Source organism: Pseudomonas sp. BW16M2, assembly GCF_014268865.1.
GTDB lineage: Bacteria > Pseudomonadota > Gammaproteobacteria > Pseudomonadales > Pseudomonadaceae > Aquipseudomonas > Aquipseudomonas peradeniyensis.
Window position 1 is genome coordinate 55,508 of the sequence record NZ_JABWRI010000006.1, and the last position, 18,626, is coordinate 74,133.

12 protein-coding genes are annotated in these 18,626 nt (G+C 65.7%); 9 read left to right on the forward strand and 3 right to left on the reverse strand.

The features are described 5' to 3' along the window. Positions 1 to 23: 23 nt before the first annotated feature. Entirely contained in the window at positions 24 to 1,643 is a 1,620-nt protein-coding gene (locus HU735_RS07890) for an FMN-binding glutamate synthase family protein (RefSeq protein WP_186713052.1), read from the forward strand. A 95-nt stretch (positions 1,644 to 1,738) separates the two neighbouring features. On the opposite strand, the gene HU735_RS07895 is transcribed toward HU735_RS07890, so the two are convergent. Beyond that, positions 1,739 to 3,157, reverse strand: coding sequence for an amino acid permease (locus HU735_RS07895; RefSeq protein WP_186713053.1), 1,419 nt, complete (start codon positions 3,155 to 3,157; stop codon positions 1,739 to 1,741). Between the two features lie 425 nt (positions 3,158 to 3,582). Here HU735_RS07895 and HU735_RS07900 point away from each other — a divergent pair, with 425 nt between their 5' ends. From HU735_RS07900 to HU735_RS07910, 3 genes are all read left to right on the forward strand, one after another. Continuing rightward, positions 3,583 to 6,702 (forward strand): transglycosylase domain-containing protein, encoded by a 3,120-nt coding sequence (locus tag HU735_RS07900; protein WP_186713054.1) that lies wholly within the window; start codon positions 3,583 to 3,585, stop codon positions 6,700 to 6,702. Between the two features lie 104 nt (positions 6,703 to 6,806). Beyond that, entirely contained in the window at positions 6,807 to 7,340 is a 534-nt protein-coding gene (locus HU735_RS07905) for a PadR family transcriptional regulator (RefSeq protein ID WP_050704003.1), read from the forward strand. Continuing rightward, the gene (locus tag HU735_RS07910) at positions 7,337 to 8,098 is read left to right on the forward strand and encodes a siderophore-interacting protein (protein WP_186713055.1); all 762 of its coding nucleotides are present in this window, start codon (positions 7,337 to 7,339) and stop codon (positions 8,096 to 8,098) included. The genes HU735_RS07905 and HU735_RS07910 overlap by 4 nt, the downstream gene beginning before the upstream one ends. 108 nt (positions 8,099 to 8,206) lie before the next feature. Here the strand turns inward: HU735_RS07910 and HU735_RS07915 are convergent, their stop codons facing one another. Together HU735_RS07915 and HU735_RS07920 are read right to left on the reverse strand one after the other, a co-directional pair. Beyond that, a complete protein-coding gene (locus tag HU735_RS07915; RefSeq protein ID WP_186713056.1) occupies positions 8,207 to 8,833 on the reverse strand; it encodes a Pr6Pr family membrane protein in 627 nt (208 codons plus the stop codon). Beyond that, entirely contained in the window at positions 8,833 to 9,054 is a 222-nt protein-coding gene (locus HU735_RS07920) for a VF530 family protein (protein WP_028690109.1), read from the reverse strand. The genes HU735_RS07915 and HU735_RS07920 overlap by 1 nt, the downstream gene beginning before the upstream one ends. Before the next feature lie 293 nt (positions 9,055 to 9,347). On the opposite strand from HU735_RS07920, the gene HU735_RS07925 reads away from it, so the two are divergent. From HU735_RS07925 to HU735_RS07945, 5 genes are all read left to right on the forward strand, one after another. Then, positions 9,348 to 11,399, forward strand: coding sequence for a TonB-dependent receptor (locus HU735_RS07925; RefSeq protein WP_186713057.1), 2,052 nt, complete (start codon positions 9,348 to 9,350; stop codon positions 11,397 to 11,399). Between the two features lie 282 nt (positions 11,400 to 11,681). Next, entirely contained in the window at positions 11,682 to 13,034 is a 1,353-nt protein-coding gene (locus tag HU735_RS07930) for a carbohydrate porin (RefSeq protein WP_186713058.1), read from the forward strand. Between the two features lie 31 nt (positions 13,035 to 13,065). After that, a complete protein-coding gene (locus tag HU735_RS07935; protein ID WP_186713059.1) occupies positions 13,066 to 15,477 on the forward strand; it encodes a glucose/quinate/shikimate family membrane-bound PQQ-dependent dehydrogenase in 2,412 nt (803 codons plus the stop codon). Between the two features lie 152 nt (positions 15,478 to 15,629). Further along, entirely contained in the window at positions 15,630 to 18,050 is a 2,421-nt protein-coding gene (gene lon / locus HU735_RS07940) for an endopeptidase La (RefSeq protein ID WP_186713060.1), read from the forward strand. Positions 18,051 to 18,176: 126 nt separating this feature from the next. After that, complete coding sequence (locus HU735_RS07945; protein ID WP_050703994.1) at positions 18,177 to 18,569, forward strand: protease inhibitor I42 family protein; 393 nt, start codon at positions 18,177 to 18,179, stop codon at positions 18,567 to 18,569. Positions 18,570 to 18,626 lie beyond the last annotated feature (57 nt).

The following is an 18,626-nucleotide window of genomic DNA, read 5'->3' on the forward strand; positions in this document are numbered from 1 at the left end:
CGAGCCATTCGCAAGGACACCGTATGAGCCTGTCACTCCTCAGCCGTTACGCCTTCTTCGCCGCCTGCGTGCTGTTCACCCTCGCCAGCCTGCCGTTCCTCGTCCACGACTGGTTGTGGCCGTTCACCCTGACCACCGGGGTGCTCAGCCTGATCGGTGTGTTCGACCTGCTGCAGCAACGCCACGCGGTACGCCGCAACTACCCGATCCTCGGCAACATCCGCTACCTGGTCGAGGGCATCCGCCCGGAGATCCGCCAGTACCTGCTGGAGTCCGACAGCGACGCCCTGCCCTTCTCCCGCGCCCAGCGCTCGCTGGTCTACGCCCGGGCCAAGAACGAAGCCTCGGACAAACCCTTCGGCACCTTGATCGACGTCTACGAGTCGGGCTTCGAGTTCATCGGCCACTCCATGCGCCCGGCACCGTTGGCCGACCCGGCGAGCTTTCGCGTCAGCGTCGGCGGCCCGCAGTGCACCCAGCCGTACTCGGCATCGATCTTCAACATCTCGGCCATGAGCTTCGGCTCGCTCAGCGCCAACGCCATCCGGGCCCTCAACCAGGGCGCCAAGCTGGGCAATTTCCACCACGACACCGGCGAAGGCAGCATCAGCCCCTACCACCGCGAACACGGCGGCGACCTGGTCTGGGAACTGGGCAGCGGCTACTTCGGCTGCCGCACCGCGGACGGCCGCTTCGACCCCGAGCGCTTCGCCGCCCAGGCGCAGAACCCGCAGGTGCGAATGATCGAGATCAAGATGAGCCAGGGTGCCAAGCCCGGCCATGGCGGTATCCTGCCCAAGCACAAGGTGACCCGGGAAATCGCCGAGACCCGTGGCGTCATGATGGGCGAGGACTGCATCTCGCCATCGCGCCACAGTGCCTTCTCGACCCCGCTCGAGATGATGCAGTTCATCGCCCAGCTGCGTGAACTGTCCGGCGGCAAGCCGGTGGGCTTCAAGTTCTGCCTGGGCCACCCGTGGGAATTCATGGGCATCGCCAAGGCCATGCTGGAAACCGGCATCCTGCCCGACTTCATCGTGGTCGACGGCAAGGAAGGCGGCACCGGCGCCGCCCCGGTGGAGTTCACCGACCATATCGGCGTGCCGCTGCGCGAGGGCCTGCTGTTCGTGCACAACACCCTGGTCGGCCTGAACCTGCGCGACAAGATCAAGCTCGGCGCCAGCGGCAAGATCGTCAGCGCCTTCGACATCGCCAGCGTGCTGGCCATCGGCGCCGACTGGGCCAACTCGGCGCGCGGCTTCATGTTCGCCATCGGCTGCATCCAGTCGCAGAGCTGCCACACCAACAAGTGCCCGACCGGCGTGGCCACCCAGGACGCCCTGCGCCAGCGTGCGCTGGTGGTGCCGGACAAGGCCCAGCGGGTGCAGAACTTCCACCACAACACCCTGCGCGCCCTGGCCGAAATGCTCGCCGCGGCGGGCCTGGAGCATCCGGCGCAACTGGAGGCCAAGCACCTGGTGCGGCGGATCTCGGCCACCGAGATCAAGCTGTTCTCGCAGATGCATGTGTTCCTCAAGCCGGGTGAGCTGCTCACCGGCGAGGTCAATGGGCAGTTCTATTCGCGGATGTGGCAGTTGGCCCGGGCCGACAGTTTCGAGCCGCATAGCGAGGTGGCGGCCTGATCGACCCTCATCGCGGGGCAAGCCCGCTCCCACGCCAACCCCGCGATGAGGGCCATATAAAAACAAAGCCCCGGCACTGGCCGGGGCTTTGTTCATCAGGAGGCGGTACTCGCCACGCCTTGGGCCTCTTTCGGCGCCAGGCGGAAGGTGTAGTACAGCGCCGTCAGCAGCACCAGGAACGCCGGGCCGATGTACAAGGCCACGCGGGTATCCGGGAAGTACGCCATCAGCCCCACCACCAGCACCAGGAACGCCAGCGCCAGGTACGAGCTCAACGGCCACAGCCACATGCGGTACTTCAGCGCGTTGCGCTCGGCGGTGCTCAGCCCGGCGCGGAACTTGAGCTGCGCCAGCAGGATCATCACCCAGGTCCAGATCGCGCCGAAGGTGGCGATCGAGGTCACCCAGACGAACACCTTCTCCGGCACCAGGTAGTTGGCCAGCACGCCCAGCAGCAGCGCGGCGATCGACAGCAGCAGCGCGTTGCGCGGCACGCCGTTCTTCGAAGTGCGGGCGAAGGTGGCCGGGGCCTGGCCGTTCTGCGCCAGGCTGTAGAGCATGCGCCCGGTGCTGAAGATACCGCCATTGCACGACGACAGCGCGGCGGTGATCACCACGAAGTTGATGATGCCGGCGGCGGTCTTGATGCCGAGGCGCTCGAAGGTCATCACGAACGGGCTGCCCTGGCTGCCGATCTCGTTCCACGGGTAGATCGACAGGATCACGAACAGCGCGCCCACGTAGAACAGCAGGATGCGCCAGAACACCGAACCGATGGCCTGGGGGATGGTCTTCTGTGGGTTGCGCGCTTCGCCGGCGGTCAGGCCGATCATTTCCACGCCCAGGTAGGCGAACATCACCATTTGCAGCGACATCAGCACGCCGGTCACGCCATTGGGCATGAAGCCGCCGTTGCTCCACAGGTTGGAAATGCCCATGGCCACGCCATCGTTACCGAAGCCGAAGGCGATGATGCCGATGCCGCCGAGCACCATGGCAATGATGGTGACGATCTTGATCAGGGCGAACCAGAACTCGAACTCACCGAACGCCTTGACCGCGATCAGGTTGATCGCGCCCATGCTGCCCAGGGCCATCAGCGCCCAGATCCAGCGCGGCACGTCGGGGAACCAGATGCCCATATAGATGGCCACCGCAGTGATCTCGGCGACACAGGTCACCAGCCACAGGAACCAGTAGTTCCAGCCCGTGAGGAAGCCCGCCAGGGGGCCGAGGTAGTCTTGCGCGTAGCGGCTGAAGGAGCCTGCCACCGGGTTGTGCACGGCCATCTCGCCGAGGGCGCGCATGATCACCAGGATGGCCAGGCCACCGATGATGTAGGAGAGCATGATGGCGGGGCCGGCCATTTCGATGGCCTTGGCCGAACCCAGGAACAGGCCGACGCCGATACAGGCGCCAAGGGCCATCAGACGGATGTGCCGTTCGCCCAGCTCGCGCTTGAGCGGGCCGCCCTGGACGGACTCGTCGGGGGCAGGATGGTTGCCGACTGGCATAGCAATACAACCTCATTTTGTTATTGGATTTGACCTTCGTGCAGCACCGGCCGCGCCGATAGGCGGGGCGTCGTCTCGCCAGGCCGCCTTGTGGGCGGGCCTGTCCACCGGACGCGGGGCGCCGGCGGGTCGAAGGGGGCGAGCAGTATAGGAAGCCACTTGCAGGGCTTTTCACTATATACAGCGGGATATTTGGCGAGAATTCTCGGCAAAAAGCCCTTCACCGGAGGGGCATTCTGGCCTCGCTCCGCCCATGCACAGGAATGGGGCAGCTACATTAACAACATTGCCGAAGAATGGAAGTCGCACCAAAGGCGCATGTTCATACGCGATTGCTCGAAGCTTCTTACAAATTTTTCACCAAACTGGGCCAGCGTCTAAGCTTCAGACAAGTAACGCGAAAACACTTGGCCGGACTTAAGACTATGGGCGCACTGTGGCAATCGGAACCAACCGGAACGGAAGCACCCAAAGCACCTCAGGCTGAAGCCCCCTTGCCCAAGACCCCACGTCAGCGCCGCCTGTGGTGGCGCCTGATCCTGCTCATCCTGCTGATCGGCCTGGTCGCGGTGGGCCTGGCAGCCTACGACGAGTTCCAGACCTCACGCCTGCAATCGCGCGAGTTCAGCCGCCTGGCCGGCACCCTCACCTACGCCCTGGAGCCCGGCCCGAGCGACGCCGTCGTCTACCCGGGCGAGGGCCCATTCGACAGGCGCCTGGGCTACAGCGCCCTGGGCGAGTTCCTGCCGCGACTGCTCAAGCGCGACTACCTGATCAACCAGCAGGTGCGCTTCTCCCCGGCGCTGATGAACTACGTCAATCACGGCCTGTTCGTGCCCTACGTGGAGAAGATCCAGGCCGGCCTGTCGATCACCGACTGCCGCGGCGACATGCTCTACCAGTACAACTACCCGCAGCACCTGTACCCGAACTTCGCGGCGATCCCGCCGGTAATGGTCAACAGCCTGCTGTTCATCGAGAACCGCGACCTGCTCGACCCGAAGGACCCGCAGAACAACCCGGCGGTGGACTGGCCGCGTTTCGCCAAGGCCGCCTACAGCCAGGTGGCCAAGTACCTGGCCCTGCCCGGGCAGTCGGCCGGCGGCAGCACCCTGGCCACCCAGCTGGAGAAGTACCGGCATTCGCCCGACGGGCTGACCGTCTCGGGCGCCGAGAAGATCCGCCAGATGATTTCCGCCAGCGTGCGCGCCTACCAGGGCGGCCCGGACACCACCGAGGCCCGTGAACGCATCGTGCGCGACTATCTCAACAGTGTGCCGCTGTCGGCGGTACCCGGTCACGGCGAGGTGCACGGCATGGCCGAAGGCCTGCGGGTGTGGTACGGCGCCGACTTCGACCAGGTCAACCAGGCCCTCACCTCCACCGCCAGCGATGAAAAGAGCATGGCCGAGCGCGGCCTGGCCCTGCGCCAGGTGCTGTCGTTGATGATTGCCCAGCGCCGCCCTTCGCACTACCTGTCCAAGGGCCGCATCGAGCTGGCCGAGCTCACCGATTCGCACATTCGCGTGCTGGCGGCCAACGGCATCATCGAGCGGCCCCTGGCCGATGCCGCCCTGGCCAGCAAGGCGGTGTACCGCGACTGGGTGGCCCAACCGACCATCGTGCCGATCATCACCAACAAAGGCATCAGCCTGGCCCGCAATCGCCTGGCGGCCATGCTCAACCGGCCGCTGTACGACCTCGACCGCCTCGACCTGTCGGCCACCAGCACCCTGCAGGCCGACCTGCAGGTGCAGGTCAGCCAGTACCTGAAGAACCTCGCCGACCCGGAGTTCGCCGCGCAGATCGGCCTGATCGGCGAACGCCTGCTCACCGCCAAGACCACCGACCAGGTGAGCTACAGCTTCACCCTGTTCGAACGCACCGCCGACGGCTCGCGGGTGCGGGTGCAGACCGACAGCACCAACCAGCCCTTCGACATCAACGAAGGCAGCAAGCTCGAACTGGGCTCCACCGCCAAGCTGCGGGTGCTGACCACCTACCTGGAAATCATCGCCGAGCTGCACGACAAGTACGCCGGCAAGCCGGCGGCCGAGCTGAAGAAGGTCCCGGTGGCCGAGCTCGACCGCCTCACCCAGTGGTCGCTGGAATGGTTGATGCAGAACAGCAAGAACCAGAGCCTGGACGCCATGCTCGACGCGGCGCTCGAACGCAAGTACTCGGCCAACACCGGCGAGGCCTTCTTCACCGGTGGTGGCATGCATGTGTTCAACAACTTCCGCAAGGAAGACAACAACCGCAACCCGACCCTCAAGGATGCCCTGCGCGAGTCGATCAACCTGCCGTTCATCCGCCTGATGCGCGACATCGTGCGCTACGTCACCTACCAGCAGCCGTTCAACCGCGAACCACTGCTCAGGGACGACAGCGACCCGCGCCGCCAGGAATACCTGGCGCGCTTCGCCGACCGCGAAGGCTCCAACTACACCATGCGTTTCTGGAAGAAGTACCAGCGCAAGACCTCGCAGCAGCGCCTGGACACCTTCCTCGACAGCATGCGCGTGACCCCGCAGCGCCTGGCCGCGGTGCACCGCTACCTGTTCCCCGAGGCCGGCCAGGAGACCTTCAACGCCTTCGTCCGCGCCCACAGCAAGGAAGACAAGAAGGCCATGGCCAAGCTCACCGACGGCCGCCTGGTGGAGATGTACGAAGCCTACGGCCCGGGCAAGTACGACCTGCCCGACCAGGGCTACATCGCCAAGGTCCACCCGCTGGACCTGTGGCTGCTCGGCTACCTGCTGAAGAACCCCGGCGCCTCGCTCAAGGATGCCCTCAACGCCAGCCGCTTCGAGCGCCAGGAGGTCTACAGCTGGCTGTTCAAGAGCCGCCACCAGGGCGCCCGCGACAGCCGCATCCGCACCATGGTCGAAATCGAGGCGTTCACCGACATCCACCAGCGCTGGAAGCGCGTCGGCTACCCGTTCGACCACCTGGTACCGTCGCTGGCCACCGCCATCGGCAGCTCCGGCGACCGTCCGGCCGCGCTGTCCGAACTGGTCGGGATCATCCAGAACGACGGCGTGCGCCTGCCCACGCTGCGCATCGACACCCTGCACTTCGCCCAGAACACCCCCTACGAGACCCAGTTGATCAGCGACCCGGACCGTGGCCAGCGGATCCTCCCGGTGGAAGTCGCCCGGGCGCTCAAGGGCGCCATGTCGCAGGTGGTCGACGCCGGCACCGCGCGGCGCATCTCCGGCAGCTTCAAGCTGCACGACGGCACCCCGCTGGTGATGGGCGGCAAGACCGGCACTGGCGACAACCGCATCGAAAGCTTCGGCGCCGGCGGCCGGTTGATCGGCTCGCGTTCGCTGAACCGCACCGCGACCTTCGTGTTCTTCCTCGGCGACAACCACTTCGGCACCCTCACCGCGTTCGTCCCCGGGCGCTCGGCTGAAGCCTTCAAGTTCACCTCGGCGTTGCCGGTGCAGGTGCTCAAGGGCATGGCGCCGATCCTCATGCCATACCTGGAGCCGGGCAACCCCACCGCCTGCAAGGCACCGCAGGTGACGGGCCAATCCTGAATCATCAAAAAATTAGATGATAATCATCTGCATTTGAAGGCTTGTCTTTAGATATATCTTGAGTAATATCTTGCGATATATCTGAACAGACGGAGCCCTTCCCCATGCGCGACCACGACCCCTTCGAACGCCGCCCCGGTCGCGGCGAGCGTGGCCCGCGGGTGTTCGCCCCGGGCGACCTGAAGCTGCTGATGCTGTCGATGCTGGCCGAACAACCCGGCCACGGCTACGACCTGATCCGCCAGATCGAGACCCTCTTCGACGGCAGCTACAGCCCCAGCCCCGGGGTGATCTACCCCACCCTCAGCTATCTCGAGGAAGCCGAACTGGTCACCGGCGCCATCCAGGGCAGCAAGCGCCTCTACGCCATCACCGATGCCGGCCGCAGTGCCTTGCAGGAACAAGCCGTTGCCCTCGACGGCGTGCGCATGCGCATCGAGGTGAGCAAGCGCGCCCTGCGCGGCCACGACCGGCCACCGGAAATCCACGAAGCCGTCGGCAACCTGCGCCACGCCCTGCACATGCACAGTGGCCGCTGGACCAGCGAAGAGATCGAGCGGGTGCGCAACCTGCTCAACGACACCGCCAAGGCCATCGCCTCCGGGCCGGCCACCCCTGTTACGGAGAACACCCCATGAGCGACACCATTCATCGCGTCAACCATGAGATCCGTCAGCGCCGCCTCGAAGTGCTGCGGGTCACCGACCTCACCCCACGCATGCGCCGCATCACCCTCGGTGGCGCGGAGCTGGCCGGTTTCACCAGTGTCGGCACGGACGACCACATCAAGCTGCTGTTCGCCCTCACCGCCGAGGAACAGCAGGCCATCGACGCGCGCAACCTGGGCCGCGACGGCGGCGCCCGGCCGACCATGCGCGAGTACACGCCACGACGCATCGACCTGGTGAACAACCAGCTGGATATCGATTTCGTCCTGCATGGCGACGGCCCCGCCTCTACCTGGGCAGCCCAGGCCGCGCCTGGCCAGACCCTGGACATCGCCGGCCCGCGGGCCTCGATGGTGGTGCCGGATATCTTCGACAGCTACCTGCTGATCGGCGACGAGACGGCGATCCCCGCCATTGCCCGGCGCCTGGAGGAACTGCCGGCAGGCCGCCAGGTGCTGGCGGTGATCCAGATCGAGGACGAGCAGGAGCGCCAGGTGCTGACGAGCAAGGCCCAGGTCGAGGTGATCTGGGTGCGCCGGCACCAGGAGGATGTGCTGGAGCGGGTCAAGCACCTGGCGTTGCCCCAAGGCCGGTTGTATGGCTGGGTGGCGCTGGAGAAGGCACTGACCCGCCAGGCCAAGGCGCTGCTGCTGGAGAAAGGCGTGCCCGAGGATGCCCTCAAGGCAGCGGCTTACTGGCGAGCTGACGGTACCGCCGACGACGAATGAGGTTGCCAGTACCGCCTTATCGCGGGACAAACCCGCTCCCACGATGGTGAATCCGCGTGGGAGCGGCGGTTCGGCGCCCCGACTTGCCCCGCGATAAAATCCATAATCTCATGAAGGCCTGCGCCAGCGATCCAACCCCAGCAAGACCAACCCAATCCCCCAGAACCCCGCCAGCACCATCAGGGCATTGCCCAGCACCTGTCCATATCCCAACCGCGCCACATCGATGAACGGATAGGGATAGACCCCGATCTCATGCCCGCGCAGCAGCACGAAGGCGAAATACAGCGCCGGGTACAACGTCCAGGCCGCCAGGTGCCACAGCCGCAATCGCCCCTTGGGCACCTCCAGCCACCAGTACAGGACGAACACCAGCGGCATCACATCGTGCAGCAGTTCGTCCGCCAGCCACTGCCAGCCCTGGGGCTGCCACAGGTGGCGCAGCAACAGGCTGTAGGCCAGCGCCACCAGCAGGATGCTCGCGGCGATGCACGCGCTCACCGCCGGCGAAAGGAACCAGCGCCTGGCTGCCGACTCGCGGCCGAACGCGGCCTGGCTGAGCACGGTGGCCACCAGTGTGTTGCTCAACACGGTGAAATAACAGAACAGGTTGACCAGCCCGCCGATCAGGCTGGCCTGCTCCTGCCAGCGCGCCAGCAGCACCAGGTACAACTGGATCGCCAGGCCGGTCCAGCCGAGGACGGCCGCCAGGGTCAGCCAGGGGCGGCGCGGCATCAGCCTTTGCGCTGCAGCTTCACATACAGCTGCTCGACCTTTTCCCGTGCCCACGGGGTCTTGCGCAGGAAGGTCAGGCTCGACTTGATGCTCGGGTCGCTCTTGAAGCAGCGGATGTCGACGCGCTCGGCCAGGCCTTGCCATTGGTAGTGCGCCACCAGCTCGGTGAGGATCTGCTCGAGGGTCTTGCCGTGCAGCGCGTTGTGATTGGCCGTGCTCATGCCAGTGCTCCAGGTTCGGGAAGGTGCGCACCTTACACGAGTGTAGTGGCATCTACAGCCTCTACCGCTGTGCCCTGTAGGAGCGGCCTTGAGCCGCGAAGGGCTGCAAAGCAGCCCCAACGACATAGGTCATGGCCACGATCCTGGGGCCGCTTTGCGCCCCTTTCGCGGCGCAAGGCCGCTCCTATAGGGTAAACGCGTCACCTCACAAAGTACTAGCCAGTGGCAAACAGCTTGTGATGAAATGTTATAAAGTAACCATTAACAATTCTGACAAGGAACGCCACATCCCCATGCGTCACACGCCGCTGCACCTCTCTCCCCTTGCCATTGCGCTCTGGCTGGCCTCCACCTCCAGCCAGGCCGTCGAACTGCAACCCCAGGTGATCACCGCCAACCCGCTGGGCAACGCTCAGCTGGCCGCGCCCAGCACTGTCCTCGAAGGCGACGACCTGCTGCAACAGCAACACGCCAGCCTCGGTGAAACCCTCAACAAACAGCCCGGCGTCGCCTCCACCTGGTTCGGCCCCGGCGCCAGCCGCCCGGTGATCCGCGGCCTGGACGGCGATCGTATTCGTATCCTGCGCAACGGCGTCGGCGCCCTGGACGCCTCGTCGCTGTCCTACGACCACGCCGTGCCCCTGGACCCGGTGACCGTCGAACGGGTCGAGATCGTCCGCGGCCCGGCCGCCCTGCTGTATGGCGGCAACGCCATCGGCGGCGTGGTCAACACCTTCGACAACCGCATCCCCGACTCGCCCATCGACGGCATCCACGGCGCGGGCGAGCTGCGCTACGGCGGCGCCGACACCACCCGCAGCAGCGCCGGCAAGCTGGAGGCCGGCAACGGCGCCTTTGCCCTGCACCTGGACGCCAACAGCCGCCAGTTCAACGACCTGCGCATCCCCGGCTACGCCCGCAGCTCGAAGGTCCGCGATGCCGACGAGCCCGGCAGCAAGCATCGCCTGAAAAACAGCGATGGGCGTCAGGACGGCGGAGCGATCGGCGGCTCCTATCACTGGGACCATGGCTATACCGGCCTGTCCTACAGCCGCTACGACAGCAACTACGGCTCGGTGGCCGAGCCCGGCGTGCGCCTGGACATGCAGCAGGATCACTATGGCTTCGCTTCGGAACTGCGCGACCTCGACGGGCCGTTCAGCTCGTTCAAGGTCGATGCCGGCTACACCGACTACCAGCACCGCGAGATCGAAAGCGGCGAGGTGCACACCACCTTCAAGAACAAGGGCTACGAGGCGCGCATCGAGGCCCGTCACCAGCCGCTGGGCCCGGTCGAGGGCGTGGTCGGCGCCCAGGTCAGCCGCAACGAGTTCTCCGCGCTGGGCGAAGAAGCCTTTGTCCCGCACACCGACACCGACAGCCTGGCGCTGTTCCTGCTCGAGCAATGGCAGGCCAGCGAACGCCTGAACCTGAGCCTGGGCGCGCGCCTGGAACACACCCGGGTCGATCCGGACGCCAAGGGCAACGAGAACTTCGCCGGCGCCGACAGCGCCAGCAGCTTCAACGCCTTCAGCCTGTCCTCGGGCGCGGTGTACCAGCTCGACCCGGTCTGGTCGCTGGCCGCCAACCTCGGCTACACCGAGCGCGCGCCGACCTTCTACGAGCTGTACGCCAACGGTGCCCACGTGGCCACCGGCGCCTACGAGATCGGCGATCCGAACCTGAACAAGGAAAAGGCCATCTCCACCGACCTGGCCCTGCGCTTCGACAACGGCACCCACAAGGGCAGCGTCGGCGTGTTCTACAGCCACTTTCGCAACTACATTGGCCTGATCGGCACCGGCAACCTGCGTGAAGGCCATGATCACGACCACGACGATCATGACCACGATCACGACCATGATCATGACCACGGCGATATCCCCGAGTATGCCTACCAGGGCGTGCGGGCACGCTTCTACGGCATCGAGGCCCAGGATCGCTGGCAACTGCTGGAAAACCGCTACGGCAGCTTCGCCCTGGAACTGTCCGGCGACTACACCCGGGCCAAGAACCTCGACAGCGGCGAGCCGCTGCCGCGCATCGCCCCGCTGCGCTTGAACAGCGGCCTGGTCTGGGAGCTGGACCGCTGGCAGGCGCGGGTCGATGTGCAGCACGCCGCGTCACAGCACCGCAAACCGGCCAACGAAACCAGCACCGATGGTTACACCACCCTCGGCGCCAGCCTGGGGTATCGCTTCGACATCGGCCAGAGTGAATGGCTGGCCTTCGTGCGCGGCGAGAACCTCACCGACCAGACCGTGCGCTATGCCAGCTCGATCCTGCGCGATATCGCGCCGGCGCCGGGGCGTAGTGTGCAGGTAGGGCTGCGTACTTCCTTCTAAGGTTCCTCTGTGGGAGCGGGTTTACCCGCGAATGCGGTAGTGGATTCAACATTGCATTCGCGGGTAAACCCGCTCCCACATTGGCCCGGCACTTCGAACTGTTACCCCATCAGCAACAATCCCCTGCGACATTTTGTCTTTTTTTCTTACAACTTCCCCTATATCCTCCCCGTCGCAAGCTGAATCGCTTCACTCGTTTCCCAACGCAGTCATTTCCCTTCGAAGATCTCGCACTTCGTTGCGCTTGCCGTTTCCTCAACAATCAAAAGATAGCGCTATCTCATGCTCCAGCTGCCCAATACCCGCTACTCCGGCCTCGCCCTCGCCACCCTGCTCTGCGCCCTGTCCCCCACCACCAGCGCCAGCGCCAGCGAGATGTTCGCCAAGGACTCGCCGTGGATGCTCGGCGACTGGGGCGGGACCCGCAGCGAGCTGCTGGAAAAAGGCTATGACTTCACCCTCGGCTACACCGGCGAGATGGGCAGCAACCTGCACGGCGGCTACAGCCATGACCGCGCGGCACGCTACAGCGACCAGTTCACCTTCGGCGTGAACATGGACCTGCAGAAGATCCTTGGCTGGCACGACACCGAGTTCCAGCTGACCGTCACCGAACGCCATGGCGACAACATCAGTAACGACCGCATCAACGACCCACGCGTCGGTGGCTTCACCTCGGCGCAGGAAGTCTGGGGCCGTGGCGAGACCTGGCGACTGACGCAGATGTGGATCAAGCAGAAATACTTCGATGGCGCGCTGGACGTGAAATTCGGCCGCTTCGGCGAAGGCGAGGACTTCAACAGCTTCCCCTGCGACTTCCAGAACCTGGCCTTCTGCGGCTCGCAGGTGGGCAACTGGGTCGGTGGCATCTGGTACAACTGGCCGGTCAGCCAGTGGGCCCTGCGCGTGCGCTACAACCTGAACGACGAACTCTACGCCCAGGTCGGCGTGTTCGAGCAGAACCCTTCCAACCTCGAGAGCGGCAACGGCTTCAAGCTCAGCGGCAGCGGCACCCAGGGCGCGGTGATGCCGATCGAACTGGTCTGGAGCCCGCGGGTCAATGGCCTGAAAGGGGAATATCGCGCCGGCTACTACTACAGTAATGCCAAGGCACAGGATGTACTCAAGGACAGCAACGGCGCGCCAGCCGCCATCAGCGGCGCCGCCTACCGCAGCAGCTCGAGCAAGCATGGCCTGTGGCTCGGCGCCCAGCAGCAGGTGACCGCGCTGGCCTCGGACCAGTCGCGCGGCCTGAGCCTGTTCGCCAATGCCACGGTGCACGACAAGAAGACCAATGCCATCGACAACTATGTGCAGGCAGGTGTGGTTTACAAGGGGCCCTTCGATGCCCGCGCCAAGGACGACATCGGTTTCGCCCTGGCCCGCGTGCACGTCAATCCCGGCTACCGCAAGAACGCCCGCCTCATCAACCAGGCCAACGGCCTGGACGACTACGACAACCCCGGCTTCCTGCCCGTGCAGGACACCGAGTACAGCGCCGAACTCTATTACGGCATCCACCTGGCCGACTGGCTCACCGTGCGCCCGAACCTGCAGTACATCCGCCATCCGGGCGGGGTGTCGCGGGTCGACGACGCCCTGATCGGCGGCCTGAAGATCCAGAGCAGTTTCTAACCCGACCCTTTCACACTACGGAGAACAGACGATGAGCACTGACGGTGCCAAGAATGGAACCCGCTGGCTACCGCGCCTGATGGGCGTATTGCTGCTGCTGATGGGCCTGGCCCTGCTGGCCGGCGGCATCAAGCTGAGCCAGCTGGGTGGCTCGCTTTACTACCTGATTGCCGGTATCGGCTTCGCCCTGTCCGGCATCCTGCTGCTGGCCAAGCGCCGCATCGCCCTGGGCCTGTATGGCCTGGTGCTGCTGGGCAGCACCGCCTGGGCACTGCTGGAAGTCGGCCTGGACTGGTGGCAGCTGGTGCCGCGCCTGGCCATCTGGTTCGCCATCGGCGTGGTCCTGCTGCTGCCGTGGGCGCGCCGCCCGCTGGTCGGCCCGGCGTCGAAGGTCAACACCGCCCTGCTCAGCGTCGCCGTGGTCGCCTCCGGCGCCACCGCCGTGGCCAGCCAGTTCACCCACCCGGGCGAGATCCGTGGCGAGTTCACCCGCGACAACAGCGAGATGGGCAGCGCCGCCCCGGCCATGCCGGACGGTGAATGGCAGGCCTACGGCCGCAGCGAACACGGTGACCGCTACTCGCCGCTGCGCCAGATCACCCCGCAGAACGCCTACCGCCTGGAAGAGGCCTGGCGCATCCGCACCGGCGACCTGCCGACTGAAAACGACCCGGTGGAACTGACCAACCAGAACACCCCGCTGAAGGTCAACGGCATGCTCTATGCCTGCACCGCCCACAGCCGCCTGCTGGCCCTGGACCCGGACACCGGCGCCGAGATCTGGCGCTACGACCCGCAGGTCAAGAGCCCCACCGGCACCTTCAAGGGCTTCGCCCACATGACCTGCCGCGGCGTCTCGTACTATGACGAGAACAGCTACGTCAGCCGTGACGGCAGCCCCGCGCCGAAGATCACCGACGCCGGCCAGGCCGTGGCCCAGGCCTGCCCGCGCCGCCTGTACCTGCCCACCGCCGACGCCCGCCTGATTGCCATCAACGCCGACACCGGCAAGGTCTGCGAAGGCTTTGCCAACCAGGGCGTGATCGACCTGACCCGCGGTATCGGCCCGTTCACCGCCGGTGGCTACTACTCCACCTCGCCGGCGGCGATCACCCGCAGCCTGGTGATCATCGGTGGCCACGTCACCGACAACGAGTCGACCAACGAGCCGTCCGGCGTGATCCGCGCCTACGACGTGCACGACGGCCACCTGGTGTGGAACTGGGACAGCAACAACCCGGACGACACCAAGCCCCTGGCCGACGGCAAGTTCTACAGCCGCAACTCGGCCAACATGTGGTCGATCGCCAGCGTCGATGAAGACCTCGGCATGATCTACCTGCCGCTGGGCAACCAGACCCCCGACCAGTGGGGCGCCGACCGTACCCCGGGCGCGGAGAAGTACAGCGCCGGCATCGTCGCCCTGGACCTGGCCACCGGCAAGGCGCGCTGGAACTACCAGTTCACCCACCACGACCTGTGGGACATGGACGTCGGCAGCCAGCCGACCCTGGTTCATCTGAAGACCGATGACGGCGTCAAGCCGGCAGTCATCGTGCCGACCAAGCAAGGCAGCCTGTACGTGCTCGACCGCCGCGACGGCACGCCGATCGTGCCGATCCGCGAGATCCCGGTACCGCAGGGCGCCGTGAAAGGCGACCACACCGCGCCGACCCAGGCCCGCTCCGACCTCAACCTGCTCGGCCCTGAGCTGACCGAACAGGCCATGTGGGGCGCCACGCCGTTCGACCAGATGCTCTGCCGCATCCAGTTCCGCAGCCTGCGCTACGAAGGCCAGTACACCCCGCCGTCCGAGCAGGGCAGCCTGGTCTACCCGGGCAACGTCGGCGTGTTCAACTGGGGCAGCGTGTCGGTCGACCCGGTGCGCCAGATCCTCTTCACCTCGCCGAACTACATGGCCTTCGTGTCGAAGATGATCCCGCGCGAGCAGGTGGCCGAAGGCAGCAAGCGCGAAAGCGAGACCAGCGGCGTGCAGCCGAACGCCGGCGCGCCGTACGCGGTAACCATGCATCCGTTCATGTCGCCGATCGGTATCCCGTGCCAGGCGCCAGCCTGGGGCTATGTGGCGGCCATCGACCTGTTCACCAACAAGGTGGTGTGGAAGCACAAGAACGGCACCACCCGCGACAGCACCCCGGTGCCGATCGGCATGCCGGTGGGCGTACCGAGCATGGGCGGCTCCATCGTCACCGCCGGTGGCGTGGGCTTCCTCAGCGGCACCCTGGACCAGTACCTGCGCGCCTATGACGTGAAGAACGGCCAGGAGCTGTGGAAGGGCCGACTGCCGGCAGGCGGCCAGGCCACGCCGATGACCTACACCGGCAAGGACGGCAAGCAGTACGTGCTGGTAACTGCCGGCGGCCATGGCTCGCTGGGCACCCGCATGGGCGATTACATCATCGCTTACAAACTAGCCGAGTAAGCCTCATCGCGGGGCAAGCCTGCTCCCACGCAGCCTGTATGGGGCTCGTGGGAGCGGGCTTGCCCCGCGATGGTTTCACCCCGTTCGTCTACCATTGAAACCCATCCTCCCCTGCCCCATCTAAGCACCATAGCCATTCACGCAGGTGCCCCATGAGCGACCAGCAGGATTTCCCGGAACATCCCGACGAACACAGCGAAGTCGAACACCTCGATCCCCAGGCCGCCCCCGGCCACCACCTCGCCCTGCCCGGCCAGCAGCTGCCGGACAAGGTCTACGTGATCCCGATCCACAACCGCCCGTTCTTCCCCGCGCAAGTGCTGCCGGTGATCGTCAACGAAGAACCCTGGGCCGAAACCCTCGACCTGGTCGCCAAGACCCCGCACCACGCCCTGGCGCTGTTCTTCATGGACACCCCGCCGGAAGACCACCGCCACTTCGACACCAAGGCCCTGCCCGAGTACGGCACACTGGTGAAGGTGCACCACGCCAGCCGCGAAGGCGGCAAGCTGCAGTTCGTCGCCCAGGGCCTGACCCGGGTGCGCATCCGCACCTGGCTCAAGCACCATCGCCCGCCCTACCTGGTGGAAGTCGACTATCCACGCCAGCCGGCAGAGCCCACCGACGAGGTCAAGGCCTACGGCATGGCCCTGATCAACGCGATAAAGGAACTGCTGCCGCTCAACCCGCTGTACAGCGAAGAGCTGAAGAACTACCTCAACCGCTTCAGCCCCAATGACCCGTCGCCGCTGACCGACTTCGCCGCCGCCCTCACCTCGGCCACCGGCAACCAGTTGCAGGAAGTGCTCGACTGCGTGCCCATGCTCAAACGCATGGAAAAGGTCCTGCCGATGCTGCGCAAGGAAGTCGAGGTGGCCCGGCTGCAGAACGAGATCTCCGCCGAGGTGAACCGGCAGATCGGCGAGCACCAGCGCGAGTTCTTCCTCAAGGAGCAGCTCAAGGTCATCCAGCAGGAGCTGGGCCTGACCAAGGACGACCGCAGCGCCGACCTGGAGCAGTTCCAGCAGCGCCTGGAGGGCAAGACACTGCCTGACCAGGCGAAAAAACGCATTGACGAGGAGATGGGCAAGCTGGCCATCCTCGAGACCGGCTCGCCAGAGTACGCCGTCACCCGCAACTACCTGGAATGGGCCACGGCCCTGCCCTGGGGCGTGTACGGCAAGGACAAGCTCGACCTCAAGCACGCGCGCAAGGTGCTCGACCGCCACCACGCGGGCCTGGACGACATCAAGGAGCGCATCCTCGAGTTCCTCGCCGTGGGCGCCTGGAAAGGTGAGATCAGCGGCTCCATCGTGCTGCTGGTGGGCCCGCCGGGCGTGGGCAAGACCAGCATCGGCAAGTCCATCGCCGAATCCCTGGGCCGGCCGTTCTACCGCTTCAGTGTCGGCGGCATGCGCGACGAGGCCGAGATCAAGGGCCACCGCCGCACCTACATCGGCGCCCAGCCGGGCAAGCTGGTGCAGGCGCTGAAGGAAGTCGAGGTGATGAACCCGGTGATCATGCTCGACGAGATCGACAAGATGGGCCAGAGCTACCAGGGCGACCCGGCCTCGGCGCTGCTGGAGACCCTCGACCCCGAACAGAACGTCGACTTCCTCGACCATTACCTGGACCTGCGCCTGGACCTGTCAAAGGTGCTGTTCGTCTGCACCGCCAACACCCTCGACTCGATCCCCGGCCCATTGCTCGACCGCATGGAAGTGATCCGCCTGTCCGGCTACATCACCGAGGAAAAGCTGGCCATCGCCAAGCGCCACCTGTGGCCCAAGCAGTTGGACAAGGCCGGCGTGGCCAAGACCAGCCTGGGCATCAACGACGCCGCCCTGCGCGCGGTGATCGAGGGTTATGCCCGCGAAGCCGGTGTGCGCCAGCTGGAGAAACAGCTGGGCAAGCTGGTGCGCAAGTCGGTGGTCAAGCTGCTGGAGGATCCACAGGCCAAGCTCAAGATCGGCACCAAGGACCTCGAGCCCGCCCTGGGCATGCCGCTGTTCCGCAGCGAGCAGGTGCTGGCCGGCAAGGGCGTGATCACAGGCCTGGCCTGGACCAGCATGGGCGGCGCCACCCTGCCGATCGAGGCCACGCGCATCCACACCCTCGGCCGCGGCCTCAAGCTCACCGGCAAGCTGGGTGATGTGATGAAGGAGTCGGCGGAGATCGCCTACAGCTATGTCAGCTCGAACCTCAAGCAGTTCGGCGGCACGCCGGGCTATTTCGACGAGGCCTTCATTCACCTGCATGTTCCTGAAGGCGCCACGCCCAAGGATGGTCCCAGCGCCGGCGTGACCATGGCCAGCGCCCTGCTCTCGCTGGCCCGGGACCAGGCGCCGAAGAAAGGCGTGGCGATGACCGGCGAGCTGACTCTGACTGGCCAGGTGTTGCCGATCGGCGGGGTGCGCGAGAAGGTGATCGCGGCGCGCCGGCAGAAGATCTTCGAACTGATCCTGCCGGAGGCCAACCGTGGCGACTTCGAGGAGCTGCCGGAATATCTGAAGGAAGGCTTGACCGTGCATTTCGCCAAGCGCTTTGCCGACGTGGCGAAAGTGCTGTTCTAAAAGGCCCAAACCCGCTCCTGCAGGACCCTGTAGGAGCGGGCTTGCCCCGCGATTTGGCCCGCACAGACCACACAAACTTCCGACAGCTTCGGTTATCCTCAGGCAACTTCAGCCTCAGGAGCCACCATGTCCGCCCCTCGCCTGCTCGTTCCCCTGGGCCTGGCCCTGCTCACCGCCTGCGCCCAGCAACCGCAACGCACCGTCGAACTGGACGGCGAAAGCGAGTGCCCCACGCGCCTGGTCGTCGGCCAGACCATGACCCTCACCCTGCCCAGCAACCCCACCACCGGCTACCGCTGGCTGCTGCAGAACCCGGCGCCGGAGATCCTGCGCAGCCTCGGCCCCGAGGTGTACAGCTCCCCGGAACAGGCCGGCATCGTCGGCAGCGGTGGGCTTTCTTCCTGGCGCTTCCAGGCCAAGGCCGCAGGCGAGGGCCACCTGATCCTGGTCTACCAGCAGCCCTGGGCCCCCGAAGTGCGGCCGGTGCAGACCTTCGATTGCGCCATCCGGGTGAAGTGAGCGGACGGCGCCGGTCAGTGAGTCATGCAAGCTTGCCGTGGTTTGGCTAGAATGCCG

Excerpts from the sequence above, each read along its gene's own strand:
- HU735_RS07890 (WP_186713052.1), top strand. The coding sequence starts at position 24 with ATGAGCCTGTCACTCCTCAGCCGTTACGCCTTCTTCGCCGCCTGCGTG.
- HU735_RS07895 (WP_186713053.1), bottom strand. The coding sequence starts at position 3,157 with ATGCCAGTCGGCAACCATCCTGCCCCCGACGAGTCCGTCCAGGGCGGC.
- HU735_RS07900 (WP_186713054.1), top strand. The coding sequence starts at position 3,583 with ATGGGCGCACTGTGGCAATCGGAACCAACCGGAACGGAAGCACCCAAA.
- HU735_RS07905 (WP_050704003.1), top strand. The coding sequence starts at position 6,807 with ATGCGCGACCACGACCCCTTCGAACGCCGCCCCGGTCGCGGCGAGCGT.
- HU735_RS07910 (WP_186713055.1), top strand. The coding sequence starts at position 7,337 with ATGAGCGACACCATTCATCGCGTCAACCATGAGATCCGTCAGCGCCGC.
- HU735_RS07915 (WP_186713056.1), bottom strand. The coding sequence starts at position 8,833 with ATGCCGCGCCGCCCCTGGCTGACCCTGGCGGCCGTCCTCGGCTGGACC.
- HU735_RS07920 (WP_028690109.1), bottom strand. The coding sequence starts at position 9,054 with ATGAGCACGGCCAATCACAACGCGCTGCACGGCAAGACCCTCGAGCAG.
- HU735_RS07925 (WP_186713057.1), top strand. The coding sequence starts at position 9,348 with ATGCGTCACACGCCGCTGCACCTCTCTCCCCTTGCCATTGCGCTCTGG.
- HU735_RS07930 (WP_186713058.1), top strand. The coding sequence starts at position 11,682 with ATGCTCCAGCTGCCCAATACCCGCTACTCCGGCCTCGCCCTCGCCACC.
- HU735_RS07935 (WP_186713059.1), top strand. The coding sequence starts at position 13,066 with ATGAGCACTGACGGTGCCAAGAATGGAACCCGCTGGCTACCGCGCCTG.
- lon (WP_186713060.1), top strand. The coding sequence starts at position 15,630 with ATGAGCGACCAGCAGGATTTCCCGGAACATCCCGACGAACACAGCGAA.
- HU735_RS07945 (WP_050703994.1), top strand. The coding sequence starts at position 18,177 with ATGTCCGCCCCTCGCCTGCTCGTTCCCCTGGGCCTGGCCCTGCTCACC.